This window comes from Sideroxydans lithotrophicus ES-1 (assembly GCF_000025705.1).
Taxonomy (GTDB): domain Bacteria; phylum Pseudomonadota; class Gammaproteobacteria; order Burkholderiales; family Gallionellaceae; genus Sideroxyarcus; species Sideroxyarcus lithotrophicus.
Genome location: NC_013959.1, coordinates 1,065,950 through 1,082,280, shown reverse-complemented (window position 1 = coordinate 1,082,280; position 16,331 = coordinate 1,065,950). Strand labels below are relative to the sequence as shown.

Here is a 16,331-nt window from a genome sequence, read left to right as displayed (position 1 = left end):
TTTAATCCTTCCACCCGAACATTTGCCTGACTAATTCTTCTGAGACTTTCTGACCGATTAAATCGATGAATTTCTTTTCAGCAACGAATACAGAATCAGATTGGCGTATTTCCTCGGAAAGACGCTTACCAGTTTGGGTAAGCGCTACTGATTTACCGCCAACATGCTGGATGGCTCCCTCGCCAATCGCAAAGTCCAATGCGCGATCTAAGAAAGGGTCAAATCGAACTAGTAGAGTGCCTGGATTCAGATTCCCTGAAATGGCGGCAACAAGATCAACCTGACTTTCCTTTGTTCTGATTCCCCAACTAAGTACATGAAGACGCGCACGACTACTTTTCCCACCACGGCAACAAGTGCTCAGAAGTAAAACTAGCAGACCAATCCTCCACGCAGGCCGGAGATCCTCAGGCAAAGATAGCGGGCGTCGTCTGAAGACGATCTCTGTATTCAATTCAGGCACATCAGTGCCTTGTGCTATAACTTCAATCATGATTTTGGATCTCAGGAAAGTCTAATGGACACCGAAGCAGCCAGTCAGCAACGGCCTCATGCGCCAAAGATTCAGCATCAAAACTGCTTAGCAGCTTAATTTCCGACTTGAATGCCTCAATGAGGTCATTCAAAGTGGTATTAAGAATGTTTTGAGGAGGAGCCCCACTAATCAGAGTCATCGCAAGGAAGTTTTCGCGATGGTTTTTTGCCCTCAGTATTTTTTCGTATACCTCAGGATATATACGTAGTGCTTCGTGAATCGATTGTCCATCAAGATACCATTTCAGCACTTTTTGATGAAATTCCAGTCGATGTTTATCGTTCTGGATAGTTGGCAATTTCTTCAGTTTAGCTTCAAGTATTGAGGACAGGCTGTGGTTAGACGATGCCCAAAGAGTAACTTGATCTGTTGTGGCCCCTTCAACCTGAACCTCTATCGTGCCTAAATTCGCATTCAGCAACTGATCTCGCTCGACAGCAAAATCCGTTTCTTGGCAGATCATTACTCGAAAATCGTCCGAAACATAAGGTAATTTCGCAGCCAACACCTCAGCCGTTTTTTTCGAAGCGAGCGATACGATTTCTTTGCTATCAAAATATGGAACAAATAGGATCCATCGCTCTATTTCTACGGATCCGAATATTTTCTTGAGTACCGTTTGATTGTCTATGAATTTTTTGATGTCTTGTGACATCTTGTCCCGCTGAGCTTCATAACGCTGCTTGGTACTTACAGGTTCTTCACAACCATAGGCTTGGTACACATGACCATTCTTAACAGTAAACCCTTCGATGCCTGCGTCACCTTTATCATTATCTGGAACCGTCTGATATTCAGTCGGACCATAGTGACAAGTTAGCAATTTATTAGCCCAGCGCTGCCATTCATCACCAGCGAGTCGCGGAATAACGGCACTCATATGGTAGCCTGATGCATTTGATCGAGCGCGATTAACACTTTAGGATATACCAGCATGTCTGACTGACATGAAGGAAAAGTATAGAGGCTTACTATCATGTTATTCCCCCTAAATAACAAAGCTAAAATTTATCACTCCCACTTAAGAAGTAATTCGCGCCAGCCTCCTATACTGATTATCAGCCGCATTAGACCGTTCTTTGCGGTCAATTATTGCTGCTGTTGCGCAAGCGATGGACTCTAAACGAGCCAGGGATAAGTTGCAACACTTTGGGCATCACAATTAGGCAAAGCAGATCATTTTGATGCCCATTGAGATACTAATAGAATACATGCGGGACACCAAACAATGTGCCCATGCCCCATTTATGCAATTGGACACATATATGAAGAAGCATATCTTGTCCCGGCTCCGCCTCACCTTTAGTGCCTAGCCGATAAATGCTCCCGCTTCTGGTCAACACCAGACCATGTTCCAGATCGGCCGCCACTATTACCGACGTAGACCAGCAACATCCTTGGACCTCGTGGTAGCCGGTCAGTATATGCTGGCTCCCCCCATGCTCTTTCGAAAGATTCAGGCAAATGAATCTCCAATCACTTAATGTTGCATTGATAGCCTTTGGGTTTCTCAATGACTGAACAATTGGCGGCAACTCGCCCAACTGCCCCTCAGTTGATAAGGTAAGAATGCATAAATGTCGGTTCGCACGAATAATATCGTCGAGTGATTTTGGAATCATTTCGTTAATTGCCTGTGTGAGCTCGTTGTCATCATGAGAGTGAGTCATCGTGATCCTTTCATATCTATTGGACCGCCAGGGCGGCAGAAGAAATTTCAATTACAGTCATATCTGGTCTTTGAACCAGTTCGCGTTCCGCTTTAAATCCTCAGCGGTCGGAGCGGCTTTTCTTCGCAATGGCACGACCTCCCCATGCTTCTTTTGAGGTTTGGTGCTTTTTCGCTCAATTTCGCGAAGAGCATCTCTTTCATTACCACTTAAGGCCGACCTGATTTCAGCATCTGCCACATGCGCATTTCTCCTTTCTTTGGCAGCTACTGCAAATTCAACTGTCGTGCCCATTGAAAGAGGAAGGGGACACCAAAGATCAGGACGTTTTTTGTCTGGGCAATTCGTAATTGCCTGATTCGCCAGAATCTCAGACTCTGCTCTAAAGCCCGCATATTGCTGCGAATGATAAGTCCTCTTAATAGCTGCCATATCAACCACGCCACCTCGTGGATGTTCTGCACGCATAGCCCGTACGAAAAGTTCCTTAGTGGCCCTCTTCCGACCAGCTGTATATTCATGGATTTTGGAAGCATCCATGACAGGGTCAAAGTACAGAATATCCGGTGCTACGTTTTTCTGGATTCTCAAGGTCTCTTGCCAATCCATGCTTGAAGGTGGATCTGGCTGCAGAATGATCCAATCACTCAATATGCGTTGCAGGTCTTCTTCGGGACGCTTCAGTAGTCGTCGCACAAGCGTAAAGTTTGCGTTATAGACCCATGGAATCCCGATGTAGCCAAGCGACAGCAGCATCTGCGTTACCCGCGCATTAGCGCTCGAACTGCCAGTCGCAAACTGAAACTCATCTGCCATTAGCAATGGCACACCATCCCTGAATGCGATCTTCCTGCATCGCTCCACCAAATCGGAAGAACCTCTTTCACAATTAGCGAGTACTTTCAAAACGTCTAACGGGCCCGCCTTGGCATGAACCGTTACGTACCATGGTTTCTTGAGTGGGAACGGCGAGTGTTCTTGCCCTACAACAACCTGACCATCGTCAAGGAGGATTCTTAGAATGCCTTTTCCGATTTCGGTTTTGCCAGTTCCTGCCAGTCCAGTAACTAGGAGGGGAGGCTCGAATTCCAACAAGGGAGGATTCTTGGCATAGATTCCAGCCAAGTATTTGTTCTCATCGTCATACGTTCTGAGGCAATGCGCGAAAGCCTTATCGACGAGCCTGAGCAACACGTCTACACACTGATTCGTAGGATAAAACACCGTTTTAAGAGCCTGTTCCATACGCAAACAAGCAGTTTCTGTGGATTCATCGCGAAGACCAATAAGGGGTGGCACGACTACAAGAGAATGCCGCCTAATTGTCTCTTTATCTAAGAACAACTCAAACCGCTTCGCCCATGGATTTGACTGCAATCTTTTCATCAGGCGACCCTCCTGGAAGTAACCTGTCTGGCCTCAGCTTCTTCCTGTTTCGCCGTAGCACAACGTTTAGGCTTCCCTGGGCGTCGCACGGCCGAATCCCACTTCTGGCCAGTGCTGTCTTCGAAGCGCTCCACAAATTCTGAGCCAACGGCGTGTTGATGAACCTGGAATGCGGACCGCGTCTTTCGGCGCGCTTCTTGCCATTGCTCAAGCTCCGCCAGCGACATCCAAAGCGTTTCCTCATCTCCCCGAATCCGCAGCATCGCTTCGAGCTGAAGTAGACGCCCCTCGACTTCGACCCATATGTAACGAACGCACAGATCCAAAATGTATCCTTGTATCTTTGTCCCTGTCTTTCCAGACCGTGCAACTTTGTCCAGAATTCCGGACTCCTCGAGCTCAGTGGAGAAATAGCGCCGCTGATCCAGCCACACACCATCATCGTGCAAAGAAAACTCAATCGGAGTTAAGAACAGCCGCACAGCATCTTCAATGCTGATGGGCATAGCGTCATTCCGAAATAACCGGTCATAGTGACTCCAGAGTCCAATTGGGGATGGAGGCACAAATGCCAAATCACTGTCCGGTTCGAATCGCCCCTCCATATCGTCCGCTTGGTTATACTTAAGCAGCCGGAGTATTTCCTTTATAGCTAACTGAATAGGAGTAAGGTTGCTCGCAAGGTAGGTCGGTTGCCCCTCTGCATGCATATTGCGTGGATTCGACGTCTCTATGGTCGCCTTCGACTGTCCTGAGTATGAAGGAGCCATATCCTTGATCGGAAATCTCTTCTCCACTTCCGCAATTAAGTCCTGTTTAGCCCCCGGTCCTCGGTCTATGCCAAAATTGCTTGGCAGGCCGATGTTAGGCCACTCCTGTGGATCAATCTTGATTCCGAAGAGACTGCCAAAATAATCCTTTGGTACTGCCATGCAAAATAACATCATGCGGTACGCAGTATGCTTTTCAGCTCCAAATGAAAACCCTATTCCGAGCTTGAGCCCACTCAGCAGATCGCGTCCCGTTACAACGCATAACGGTGGCAGTACAGAGCCTTCGACATACCCTTTGGGGCGTTCCTTCGTAAAGTAGCCGTCAGCTTCCATTCGCTCCATGAGATTTGCGATTTCCTCCGAAAATGGCCCCAGCGATGCGGCCTTTCTGGTTCTGAATCGCACAGCCCCATATAGAGTCTTTTGCATTTCTTCAATGCCAATTGCCTGTTGCACCCGATATCTAAATTGCCAATACGTTGGGAACGACTCACCTCGCGGGTGCACATACAACTTCATTCCACTCTCGCCAACAACTCTTTGACAACCGAATTCATACACCATCGCATCGTCGTAAATCTCAATGAGAAATTTGCCAAGTCCAGCGCGAGCCAGGTAGGCTTTTACGCAACGATCTGTCAACTCCTTGCTTGAGCCATTGCCGTAGTGACGACCGAAGGCAAGAGATGGTCTTCCATATTTCCTATCGGGGTGAACATAGCGGTCCCAGTGGCCAATGCGATGGAAGGGCGGCAACAGAACCCACATGTTTCTCCCGAAACACATGTACGTCAGAAAATGAACGCGGAACCGCGTCTCATTTTGTGGCGGATCGCATAGTCGAGCTCGCCGATTGAGCTCCGCTTCAGGATCTTTAGATTGCATTACTCCTTCAAAGTCACAAACCGAAGGAGCAATATTCAGGAAGCGATCTTCAACCCTCGAACTATGAAGTATCTTGGCGTTCGGCCTCTCCCGGTCAACTTGAGACAGGTCAATCCCTTCCAGTTCTTTCAGCCATGGTGGGAGGATGGACTGTTCTGCTGTAGGAATGATTTTTTCAAGAGCAATCCCTTCTTCAAACTTTTTTCGCTCAAGTGCTAGGAGTTGAGCCTTGGGCTGCCTCGTCGGCGTTCCACGATCGAAATGAACTAGCAAAACACGGCCTCGTTTCGCATCACTCTTCAAGAAGTGGAAAACACCCCCCATAGGCAACTGTCCCCAGCCTTCGGGGGCTTCAATTTGAATACCAATATGCATGATCCTTACCCCCTAAACCAATCTGCATATACATCGAGCACGTCCCGCTCCTCCGGACGTTGCGGCAGATTGATCAATATCGGATGGAACAGATCGATGCGAAGCTCTCGATTCCAGATTGCTTGATAAAAGAGCGAACGGCACTGATGAACTGTAAATCTACCCCTGTCTGAATACTGGAGAATTACCTCGACTGGGGGCACACCCGCCCCAAGTGCGGAATAGAATTTGTAGAGAATCTCTGTTCGCTGCTCCACAGAAAGGCCAAGGGGGCGGCGATGATGACCAAAGAGCTGCCGCAGATTTGCGACAACATGCGAGTCGATACCTTCGTCGGCAACCTGCACAGTCTTGATTCTCACGTCATCGTAAAGCGCCCTTTCAATCTCGTGGCGAGCCAGAACCCTTGCCATGTCGCTTGCCTTTTTTTTACTTTTGGGCAAAGAACGCTTGAAATCAGCGTAGCTACTCTTCACCGTCCAGTTAATGTTGAAGACTGCACCCGAAGCCGTTCGAATTGCCCACAGCAGATCCCCGACCCACGGAAAAACCAGCGAGGAATTGCCGCGTGGATCGTCCTTGTTTTCTACATTTACGCGTGTCAGCAGGTTGAGATATCCGAGTCGATCAGAAACATCAATAAGGCCCTTGACTGCAGGCAATCCCGTCCTGTCCATGCCGGGAAATGTCCACAGTGGATGCGGACACGGTTCAGGTGACAACATGCGTTGCTCCTGAAGTCCAATCACATCAGGATGGTATAGCCCAAGCAATGCGGCATTTCGCTCCGGCGTGGATAGCAAATGGACTTCACGGTTCTGAAGTTTTTCTGGCGTAAGGATGAATGCTCTAGAAATTGAGGGTGCCTCTTGAGGCGTAGCCAAAATTGCAGGCACATAATCTTTGTCCCAGCTTGGCATTGCCTGGCGAGCGTAGATGGTTTTTAGGCGGGACGCGTTGATCCCTTTGTGTTTTGATGGCATGCGAGCTCCTTTGTCTGAAAATCAGTCCTTGTTCTGATTTGCGGGCAAATGGACTCCCTATAGTCAAGATGAAACACTTGACTCAAGCATCGTCTGGGGGGGAAACTGATGGTGTCGAAGCAGCAGTAATTCCTCCCGCAAAGAGGTGGAAGAACCGATTCACCCGCAAGGTGGGTCGGTTTTTTTCATTTAGCTCATCGCATTCTCCTTCTCACAATTCACTTCATCGCTGTTCGAGCAACGATGCCATTTCCTCAATGACTCGCAGCTGGTTAGCAGACAATCTGTTAAAACGACACGCCAACGAAGCCAACGCCCTACCACGCTGCGGATCAAGTTCGTCGACCACATCAGCCAGTCTGGCGAGGGCTCGCGCCTCTCGCAGTTCTTGGATTTCCTCTGGGGTAGCACCCAACGCGCTTACGAGACGGGCAAGTTGCCTATCGCGAGGCGGGGGGCGGCGACCTGCCTCTAACCCAGCTAAGTAGGACTGATCCATCTCAGCCAGAATGGCGACAGCTTTCTGAGACAACTTCCTACTGAGTCTCAGCTTTAGCAAGCAGGCACCAAATTCACCATTAACTTGGATTGATCTCATTAGTTTTCGATTTCTGGATTTCTCTGAGTCCAATGAAAGCAGAAATGGAGATGGTTCAAAAGGGGCGTTTTCACCGATAATTTGGCAATTCAAGGAGGAACCCATGGGCAAGACAATCAAGCAACCTACGTTGTTTTTTAGAACAGGTTACTTTATTGACAATCTGAAATACTTAACCAACCTTGGCTTTAAGCAGATTGAAAGAAGAGTTCGAGAAAATCAATATGAAAATCAAATAGTAAATCCAAGCCTTCTTGCGCCCTCTGAGGAAACAGTACGCGACTATTTTCGGCTGTATCGTTCAGTCGCATTTGAACCAGATAAGGAAGTGCGGATTGCGCCTTGGTTGCTAGCTGCAGAACTGGAATTCCCGGGATCATCTTCTGCATTTTTTCACCCTATCTTTGACCTACTATTTGGCGAATTAGAGTCATCCGTATTCTGGTCGTCGCGTTTCCGTCGCATTCCAGAAGATTGGATAACTAAAGCAAGAACGCGCGGCGACTCCCAAATAGCTCACGAGTGGGAGTTGATGAATCAATCAACCAAAAGCAGAAAGCATCGATCCAAGCCATCAAGCAATATGGATCGCCTATCCTTCGTCCACTTATCACTGCTTCGACTTCCCCCTCCAATCAGAGACGTACTGTTTGACGGAAACGGATCGGGGCCAAATTGGACGCGCAAGTATTCATCGGCCAATGTTGAGATAGGACATCTCCAAACCATTCACTCCATGGAGAGCCTCGCCGCGATGCTTGCGTTGATGATGGAGTCGGCCGAGATAGGTGATGTGACCAGGTTCGACCTGTCCAGAAAGGCCTTTTTCAAGCACATGTCTTTCATAGACAGTGATCCTGCGTGCACACGAATCAAAGATCGTCTGAAAAAGCACCTCATCCATATGGCGGCTAACCTCTCTCATCGAGAGTACAACGGCTTTGTGCATTTTGGGTTTGGGTTACCCGTAAGCTGGCGAGTTATGGAGCTCGAAAAGTTCCTGCCTAAGCCGCCCGTTCCCGCAGAAAACAATGAGTGATTGAATGAACTTTCAAATGATCTTGCCCACTTGAGCGAGCTTTTCGACACCGACAACTCGCACCTACCATTACCATTTACGGGCGAAACGCTGTATAGCTGGTGTGCACGCTTTCATCGCATTAATGGAAATACAAGCGCTCGGTTGACTAGCCGTCAATTATTCGATGATTCCACAGCAGGACTTCGGCATGACTTTCCGACACAATTGAACGTCTTCTTAGGGAGAACAAATCAACTCTTGGGATCGGCTGACGAGTTGATATATCAAAGAACCGTATTCGGCATCTTTTCTCCCTTCCTGGCTACATCCGCAATTAGATCAATCGCCGAAAATATGAACGAAGGTGGGGATGTGCATATCAAGCATCACCTTGGTGTGTTACCAAGCAGAGCAGGAAGCGCTGCACCCCTGAAAGCCTGTCCAAGCTGCATGCGTAGCGAGACAAACTCACTGGGCACGCCGTGGTGGCATATAGAACATCAGTGGCCGACGAATCGCGTCTGCCAGACGCATGGCGATTACCTTCTGTTGCCCCCTCAAGCGTTTCACTCAAGGGTATTGAAGGAATGGTTTCTTCCGGCAGACGTCCAATGGCAAGCAGATGCAATCCCAAATGAACAAGTTCTAATCAAACTGCATAAACTAAACGAATGGAGCTGCTATCTGGTTACTCGATCCCAAAATCCGTTTGATAGTGACTTGTTGCGACTAACCTACCATATACGCGCCAAAGCCATGGGTTGGACCACAATGGATGGCTCTTTGAAATTTAGCCAAATTAGAGCTGCTTTTCGTGAAAGTTATTCATGCTTGGAGGAATTGCGTGGATTCGAATTTATTGGAGAAACTCGTCAAGACCATGGTGGCTTCCTCGGCTCACTATTACGCCAGTTCGATGGCAACAGACATCCACTGAAACACGCGCTGATGATGGACTTCCTATTTGGCGAACCTATGCACTTCAATTCCGAATATCAGCGGATACTTTCCATCTCAATCTGGCTGGACAGGAAAGATCTTTGGGCTGAGCTAACAGAAGAAAGGAACCAGCTTAAACTGATGGTTGCAGAACTAGGATACTCAGTTAACGCCGCTGCTAACCAATTAGGGCTTCCCGTAGGACAAGCAGTTCGTTACCTAAAGATGGAGGGGGTTGAATATAAGCGGCGCCCTCGCGTACTAAATCCCGAAAAAGAGTCCGCCCTTCGCCAGCTTCTTGGCTCAGGAGAGGATCGCGAACTCATCGCTGCCACACTTGGCATCAGGAAAACGTTTATCAAAGACTACTTGGCGCAGGATTCCATCCTGCGCGACGCTTGGAAGAAAGCCAACTTGGCCAAACAGACTGAAAAATATCGACAACACCTTGTGCAATTGCTTAGCGAACACCCGAATGATTCGATCAAACAGCTGAAGCAGATTCCAGGGAATGGGATTCAGTGGCTAGCTCGAAATGACAGGCAATGGCTTGAGAATACCCTGCCGAGTCTGTGGAGGGACAGTTCATCCACACCCGACACGACTTGTTGACATCAAAGAACGGTCCATAACCTTCAAATTCTGCCGGCAATTAGCTACTCGCCCCATCAAGTCGCCCATCGGTCTTCAACTCCCCCAAAACATCTTCATGGTACGATTCGTCCCTTGTGAATAAAGGGGAAATGGATGGCGGCCAAAGAAGCTAAAGCCCGAATCAAGCTCAACAAACTGCTTGAAGAAGCAGGTTGGCGTTTTTTCGAGGATAGCCACGGCAAAGCCAACATCGTCCTTGAGCCCAAGGTCAAGCTGACCAAAGCCCAGATCGATGAGCTAGGCGAAAATTTCGAGACGGTTTCCAACGGGTTCATCGACTTTCTACTGCTGGATGAAGCAGGTTTTCCGCTAGTCGTGCTCGAAGCCAAAGCCGAAGACAAGAACCCACTGATCGGCAAAGAACAAGCGCGCAAATATGCCAAGTCGCAAAACTGCCGTTTCATCATCCTCTCCAATGGCAACCTGCACTATTTCTGGGATTTGGAGCAAGGCAACCCGCACATCATCACGCGCTTTCCCTCGCCGGATTCCATCAAAGGCCATAAGAAATTTCAGCCAAACGCTCAAAAGCTCATCACTGAGCTGGTCGGTAGGGATTACATCGCGCTAACCCAGATGCCGGGCTACGCCAGCGAGGCGGGTTGGAAAAATGATCTAGAACGACCTGCATTCGAGGAGAAAAACCGTCTGCGCTTTCTGCGCGACTACCAAAAGCGCGCCGTTCACGCTATACAGGATGCTGTGGCTGAAGGCCAAAGCCGATTCTTGTTTGAAATGGCAACCGGCACCGGCAAAACGCTCACTGCCGCCGCCGTCATCAAACTATTCCTACGTACGGGCAACGCGAGCCGTGTTTTGTTCCTGGTAGATCGTCTGGAACTGGAAGATCAGGCCAACAAGGCATTCATTGCCCAACTCAAGAACGATTTTACCTCGGTTATCTACAAGGAACGGCGCGACGAATGGCGCAAAGCAGAGATTGTCGTCACCACCGTGCAATCGCTACTTTTCAACGATAAATACAAACGCCTGTTTTCTCCTACGGATTTTGACTTGGTGATTTCCGACGAAGCCCATCGCTCCATCGGCGGCAATGCCCGTGCCGTGTTCGAGTATTTCGTCGGTTACAAACTCGGCCTCACCGCAACTCCGCGCGACTACCTGAAAAAGTTCGACGCAAGCAAACCAACCAGCCGCGACCCGCGTGAACTTGAACGTCGCTTGCTGCTCGACACCTACCGCACTTTCGGTTGCGAAACCGGTCAACCCACTTTTAGGTACTCTCTGCTTGATGGTGTGCGTGATGACTTCCTCATCAATCCGGTGGTGGTCGACGCACGCACCGACATCACTACACAATTGCTATCCGACAAAGGTTACGCCGTAGCCGCATCCAACTCGGAAGGCCAAGCAGCCGAAGAGACCTTTTTTCAAAAGGATTTCGAAAAGAAGTTCTTTTCCAAAGCCACCAATCAACTATTCTGCGAAACCTTCCTGAAAAACGGATTACGCGATCCGATCAGCCACGAATTCGGCAAATCCATAGTCTTTGCGGTAAGTCAGAACCACGCGGCCAAGCTCGTACAAATTCTCAACGATTTGGCGAATGTAATATATCCGGGCAAATACCAATCCGATTTTGCCGTGCAAGTTACCTCGCTAATTCCTGATGCCCAGCAGTTCACCATCAACTTCACCAACAACAACCTGCTCGGCTCGACCAATTTTCTCGACAGCTACAAAACCAGTAAAGCGCGCGTCTGCGTGACCGTAGGCATGATGACCACTGGCTACGATTGCCCGGACATTCTCAATCTTGCGTTGATGCGCCCAGTTTTCATACCTTCTGAATTTGTACAGATCAAAGGCCGTGGAACACGTAAACACAACTTCCTGACCGAGCTACATGACAAAGTGCTCAAGGAACAGATCGGCAAGCAAGACAAGACGCAGTACAAGCTGTTCGACTTCTTTGCTGTCTGCGAATACTTCGAGGAAAAGTTCAACTACGACGAGGTTCTCAAGTTACCGCGTCCCAGCGAGCGGGAAGACACGCCGCTGCCGCCCCCACCCGAACCTATTGATCAATACGAACACCAAGGTACCGATGCGCTGAAACTGCTCGCAGAGCAAGCAATAGGCACGCAAGGCATGAAAATCGACCGCATGTTCTTCGAAGGTTTCGAGAACACGGTCAAGGCCGACCCTGTGTTACAACGGCAAGTGGACAACGAGCAGTGGGATCAGGCTATTGAATACGTCACCACCCAGTTGTTTGACAAGCCATCCGCATTTTACAACCTCGACAAACTGCGCCGTGCCGCCGGAGTTGACCGTCGCCTGACCTTGCGCGAAATACTGGAAAAGATATTCGGCCTCATTCCCTACTTCAAGAACAAAGACGAACTGCTCGAAGATGAATTCCAGAAATTCCTGCTCGACCAACCTGCCGACGCATTGAATAAACACGCCGATGCCATCGTCGCCCTCAAATACTTCTTCAAGGCTTACACCACAGATAGCCGCCTGCGCGACATCATCGAAAACAAACGCCTCACCGAACTCAACGTAAACCCAGCATTCAGCATGGCCGACTTTAAAGCCGTGCCAAAGGAATGGCGAGACCGAATTCCCGAGTACGTCAAAGACTATGTACCCCTAAATCAATTCATGTAATGGAAAGCAACAACCAATATGCTCGACGCTGAAACAAGACGCCGTATCGACTCCTGCCGCGACATCCTCGTTGGCAAAGTGCCAGACCCGAAATCGCAAGTCGAACAAATCACCATCGCGCTCATCTACAAGTTCATGGACGACATGGATGCCGAGGCCGAAGAGTTGGGCGGCAAGCGCAGCTTCTTTGCCGGGGAGTATGCAAGATATGGCTGGGCAAAACTGATGGCCCCGAACATGGGCGGCTTTGATGTACTGGCTTTGTATTCCGAAGCCATCGGCAAGATGAACGAGAATCCGGGCATCCCAACCCTGTTCCGCGATATTTTCAAAAATGCCTACCTGCCATACCGCGACCCGGAAACCTTGCGCATTTTCCTGAAGGAGATCAACTACTTCACCTACGATCATTCGGAAAAACTCGGTGATGCGTTTGAATACCTGCTCTCCGTTCTCGGAAGCCAGGGTGACGCCGGACAATTCCGTACCCCGCGTCACATCATCGACTTCATGGTCGAGATCGTCGACCCGCAAAAAGGCGAAAGAATTCTCGACCCCGCCTGCGGCACAGCTGGCTTCCTCATTTCGGCGTGGAAGCATATTCTCAAGCACAACACCAAGAAAAACCTGGGCGATCAACTCACCCCGGAGCAACGCGCCTACATTGCAGCTAACGTCCACGGCTACGATATCTCGCCAGACATGGTGCGCTTGTCGTTGGTCAACCTCTACTTACACGGTTTCACCGATCCGCACGTCGTCGAATACGATACGCTCACCAGCGAAGAGAAATGGAACGAGACAGCGGATGTGATTCTCGCCAACCCACCGTTCATGTCTCCGAAAGGCGGCATCAAACCGCACAAGCGTTTCAGTGTACAAGCCACGCGCAGCGAAGTGCTGTTTGTCGATTACATCGCCGAGCACCTCTCGCCCAATGGCCGTGCAGCCATCATCGTGCCAGAAGGTATTATTTTTCAGAGCGGGTCGGCATACAAGCAACTACGCCAAATGCTGGTGAAGAATTCGCTGGTCGCAGTGATTTCGCTTCCCTCTGGAGTGTTCAACCCATATAGCGGTGTGAAGACCTCAATATTGTTGCTAGACAAATGGCTGGCGAAGCGCACCAGCGAAGTACTGTTTGTAAAAGTTGAGAACGACGGCTTTAATCTCGGCGCACAACGGCGCGCAATGGCGGGCAGCGGGCTACCTGACGCTGCAGCCGCCTATTTGGCATTCCGTCATTCACAAGAAGATGTCACACCCACAATTTTTGATTCCTCACAATTCAGAAATGCACACGTAGTAGAAAAAACACGGCTTGGGGAGAATGGGGACTGGAATTTGAGCGGGGAGCGATATCGCATTGACGAAGCTCGAACATCTTCCTTTAATCTGATGCCCTTCGAAAGCGTCTGCACTCTAGAATATGGTTCCAGCTTACCAAAAAGCGAACGCCGCGATGGTCCATATCCAGTTCTAGGCTCGAATGGAATTACTGGTTACCACAATAAGTTTCTTATCGAGGGGCCAGCTATCGTCATTGGACGTAAAGGGTCAGCAGGTGAAGTCACCTACGTCGCAGAAAATTGTTTCCCTATAGATACGACTTACTATGTAAAACCGGTCAATCCAGAGGCAAGTGACATACGATACCTGTACCAGGTCCTTAAAACCTTGAAACTTACTGACCTGAAAGGTGGCGCTGGCATTCCTGGGTTAAACCGAAAAGATGTTTACGAAGCACACCAAATCCCCTTGCCTCCACTTGCCATCCAGAAAGAAATCGTCGAAGAAATAGAAGGCTATCAGAAGATCATTGACGGTGCTCGACAGGTGGTTGAAAACTATCGTCCCAGCATCAATTTACAGCGTGATTGGCCGGTTGTTGCACTTGGCGAAGTTGTGACCACGGGGAGCGGTGGCACCCCATCAAAACAGGAAGCAAACTTCTGGGTAGGAAATATTCCCTGGGTATCACCAAAAGATATGAAAGTGGATTTCTTGGTGGATACAGAAGATCATATTTCAGAAGCTGCGATTTCCAGCAGTGCCACCAAGCTCGTGCCAAGTGGAACACTGCTATGTGTTGTTAGGTCAGGCATTTTGCAGCATACATTTCCGGTAGCTCTGACCACTCGTCCAATGGCGTTTAATCAGGATATTGTTGCGATCCAATCCGACGGCGGAAAACTAGATATCCGTTACCTCTTTTACATTTTCAAGGCCAAGAGCAACGAGATTCTTGCGGCAGGCATCAAACCAGGGGTTACTGTTCAGAGCTTTCATAGTGGCTTCTTCAAGGCTTATCAATTACCTCTGCCTGACCTCCAAACCCAACGCACCATAGTCGCCGAAATCGAAGCAGAGCAAACCTTGATAAATGCCAACAAACAACTGATCGCCCGCTTCGAAGCAAAAATCCAAACCACCATCAACCGCGTATGGGGAAATGATGCGGTTTGATGAATTTGATCAATATTCCGAAAATATGCTGATGGCTCAGTATGATGTATCGGACATAATTAGCCACGAGCTTATGAAGGGGGAGGTTCGGGAGGACTTCCTCATTTCCACATTGGAATCCTGCTCTGAACCGAAACCCTGTCTTGTAAAGGGCACTGTGTCAGACGGCGAAACTGATGCCGGTCAGCTCGACATCATTCTCTGCCGATCCGGCTCGCACATCAGAAGGCTAGGTGGACAGTGCTACATCGAGAAAAATGATTCGCTCTGCGTCATCGAAGTAAAAGGTAATTGCACAGGCCGAGACCTGGCGAAAGCCGAAGAAAAAGCACAAGCGATCAAGGCAATGAGAGGGGAAAGTGGCCCACTTTATGGTGTTGTTTGTTACAAAGTTGATCTCAATTTGAAGACTATCCTTAAACGCTTTGGCTTTTCTTTCGATAGCGCGACAAACACTTACTTTGATAATGCAACCATCCCGAACGAAGCCGAAGCTAACTGGCTGTCGCTAAACTACCCTAGTTTGGATTTTTTTGTTTCCCTTGAAGAGGACAAGAAAATATATTTAAGCAAATACGAGTTACGGGAAGGAGTATCACGCTTCGCACGAATTACCACTTACCCGCTTATTAAGAATTTGTTCAGTTTAGTAAGAAGCCTTAACCGGCAGGCTAGTACATAGTTAGGCCATTGAGTAGTTGCATTAGGGAGAAATGATGAAGAAGAAAGCCGATAACCTGGTAACCGAATTCTTCGAGAAGATTTCGTGGAAGATTCTGGAGGAATATCCTCAGATCATCAACGAAATGATCAAAGGTAAGGCCGGGTTGTACGCGCTTTATCATGGGGACAAGCTTTACTATGTCGGCCTGACCATGAATCTGAAGGGCAGATTGAAGACACACCTCAAAGATCGACATACAGGGCTTTGGGATCGTTTCAGTGTTTACCTGGTGACAGAAGATCATCACATCAAGCCGCTGGAATCATTAGTGCTAAGAATTGTGAATCCAAAAGGAAATCACGTTAAAGGCCATTTGCCCGGCGCCAGTAACCTGGGCAGAGCTATCAGTAAGCATATGAGCGAAACCGATGCCAACAACAGAGCCAAGTTGCTCGGTGGGAGCGCGGTTACCCGACGCATCAAAGCCAAGGCAACTTCCAAAGGGACGCTTGGATTGAAAGGCGTGGTTGAGCACCGCTACATACTCAGGGCGACTTACAAAGATAAGCAATATCGCGCAACACTGCGCAAAGATGGCCTCATCTGCTTCAACACCAAACAATATGAATCACCCACTGCAGCTGCAAAAATGATTATCAAAGGAAGGGCTGTGAACGGCTGGGTCTTTTGGAAGTATCAAAATGACGCAGGCGAGTGGGTACCCTTGTCACGTTTGCGCAAATAA

The 16,331-nt window shown here is 48.9% G+C and carries 12 protein-coding genes; 6 read left to right on the top strand and 6 right to left on the bottom strand.

Annotation, left to right across the window (positions count from 1 at the left end; genetic code table 11):
- Window position 1: 1 nt before the first annotated feature.
- The 6 genes from SLIT_RS05505 to SLIT_RS16375 all read right to left on the bottom strand — a co-directional run bounded on the left by SLIT_RS05505 (window position 2) and on the right by SLIT_RS16375 (window position 7,205).
- A complete protein-coding gene (locus tag SLIT_RS05505; protein ID WP_013029236.1) occupies window positions 2-493 on the bottom strand; it encodes a hypothetical protein in 492 nt (163 codons plus the stop codon).
- Window positions 486-1,415, bottom strand: a complete 930-nt coding sequence (locus tag SLIT_RS15105; protein ID WP_013029235.1) for a hypothetical protein — start codon at window positions 1,413-1,415, stop codon at window positions 486-488. Before SLIT_RS15105 ends, SLIT_RS05505 begins: the two co-directional genes overlap by 8 nt.
- Window positions 1,416-2,262: 847 nt before the next feature.
- A complete protein-coding gene (locus SLIT_RS05490) occupies window positions 2,263-3,591 on the bottom strand; it encodes a hypothetical protein (protein ID WP_013029233.1) in 1,329 nt (442 codons plus the stop codon).
- Window positions 3,591-5,624, bottom strand: a complete 2,034-nt coding sequence (locus tag SLIT_RS05485) for a TnsB C-terminal domain-containing protein (RefSeq protein WP_013029232.1) — start codon at window positions 5,622-5,624, stop codon at window positions 3,591-3,593. Before SLIT_RS05485 ends, SLIT_RS05490 begins: the two co-directional genes overlap by 1 nt.
- A 5-nt stretch (window positions 5,625-5,629) precedes the next feature.
- Window positions 5,630-6,607: a PDDEXK family nuclease gene (locus SLIT_RS05480; RefSeq protein WP_013029231.1), complete on the bottom strand. Its 978-nt coding sequence runs from the start codon at window positions 6,605-6,607 to the stop codon at window positions 5,630-5,632.
- Window positions 6,608-6,830: 223 nt separating this feature from the next.
- The gene (locus SLIT_RS16375; protein ID WP_013029230.1) at window positions 6,831-7,205 is read right to left on the bottom strand and encodes a helix-turn-helix domain-containing protein; all 375 of its coding nucleotides are present in this window, start codon (window positions 7,203-7,205) and stop codon (window positions 6,831-6,833) included.
- Window positions 7,206-7,308: 103 nt separating this feature from the next.
- Here SLIT_RS16375 and SLIT_RS15815 point away from each other — a divergent pair, with 103 nt between their 5' ends.
- The 6 genes from SLIT_RS15815 (at window position 7,309) to SLIT_RS05440 (ending at window position 16,331) form a co-directional block, all read left to right on the top strand.
- Window positions 7,309-8,244 (top strand): hypothetical protein, encoded by a 936-nt coding sequence (locus SLIT_RS15815; RefSeq protein WP_013029229.1) that lies wholly within the window; start codon window positions 7,309-7,311, stop codon window positions 8,242-8,244.
- Window positions 8,245-9,777, top strand: a complete 1,533-nt coding sequence (locus tag SLIT_RS15540) for a TnsD family Tn7-like transposition protein (protein WP_083775007.1) — start codon at window positions 8,245-8,247, stop codon at window positions 9,775-9,777.
- Between the two features lie 135 nt (window positions 9,778-9,912).
- Window positions 9,913-12,456 carry a DEAD/DEAH box helicase family protein gene (locus SLIT_RS05455; protein ID WP_013029227.1) on the top strand — a complete coding sequence of 848 codons (2,544 nt, stop codon included), beginning with the start codon at window positions 9,913-9,915 and terminating at the stop codon, window positions 12,454-12,456.
- A gap of 18 nt (window positions 12,457-12,474) precedes the next feature.
- The gene (locus SLIT_RS05450) at window positions 12,475-14,922 is read left to right on the top strand and encodes an N-6 DNA methylase (RefSeq protein ID WP_013029226.1); all 2,448 of its coding nucleotides are present in this window, start codon (window positions 12,475-12,477) and stop codon (window positions 14,920-14,922) included.
- The gene (locus SLIT_RS05445) at window positions 14,909-15,604 is read left to right on the top strand and encodes a DUF6602 domain-containing protein (RefSeq protein WP_013029225.1); all 696 of its coding nucleotides are present in this window, start codon (window positions 14,909-14,911) and stop codon (window positions 15,602-15,604) included. The genes SLIT_RS05450 and SLIT_RS05445 overlap by 14 nt, the downstream gene beginning before the upstream one ends.
- Before the next feature lie 31 nt (window positions 15,605-15,635).
- The gene (locus SLIT_RS05440) at window positions 15,636-16,331 is read left to right on the top strand and encodes a restriction system modified-DNA reader domain-containing protein (RefSeq protein ID WP_150102944.1); all 696 of its coding nucleotides are present in this window, start codon (window positions 15,636-15,638) and stop codon (window positions 16,329-16,331) included.

Excerpts from the sequence above, each read along its gene's own strand:
- SLIT_RS05445 (WP_013029225.1), top strand. The coding sequence starts at position 14,909 with ATGATGCGGTTTGATGAATTTGATCAATATTCCGAAAATATGCTGATG.
- SLIT_RS05480 (WP_013029231.1), bottom strand. The coding sequence starts at position 6,607 with ATGCCATCAAAACACAAAGGGATCAACGCGTCCCGCCTAAAAACCATC.
- SLIT_RS15815 (WP_013029229.1), top strand. The coding sequence starts at position 7,309 with ATGGGCAAGACAATCAAGCAACCTACGTTGTTTTTTAGAACAGGTTAC.
- SLIT_RS15105 (WP_013029235.1), bottom strand. The coding sequence starts at position 1,415 with ATGAGTGCCGTTATTCCGCGACTCGCTGGTGATGAATGGCAGCGCTGG.
- SLIT_RS05505 (WP_013029236.1), bottom strand. The coding sequence starts at position 493 with ATGATTGAAGTTATAGCACAAGGCACTGATGTGCCTGAATTGAATACA.
- SLIT_RS05485 (WP_013029232.1), bottom strand. The coding sequence starts at position 5,624 with ATGCATATTGGTATTCAAATTGAAGCCCCCGAAGGCTGGGGACAGTTG.
- SLIT_RS05490 (WP_013029233.1), bottom strand. The coding sequence starts at position 3,591 with ATGAAAAGATTGCAGTCAAATCCATGGGCGAAGCGGTTTGAGTTGTTC.
- SLIT_RS05450 (WP_013029226.1), top strand. The coding sequence starts at position 12,475 with ATGCTCGACGCTGAAACAAGACGCCGTATCGACTCCTGCCGCGACATC.
- SLIT_RS05440 (WP_150102944.1), top strand. The coding sequence starts at position 15,636 with ATGATGAAGAAGAAAGCCGATAACCTGGTAACCGAATTCTTCGAGAAG.
- SLIT_RS05455 (WP_013029227.1), top strand. The coding sequence starts at position 9,913 with ATGGCGGCCAAAGAAGCTAAAGCCCGAATCAAGCTCAACAAACTGCTT.
- SLIT_RS16375 (WP_013029230.1), bottom strand. The coding sequence starts at position 7,205 with ATGAGATCAATCCAAGTTAATGGTGAATTTGGTGCCTGCTTGCTAAAG.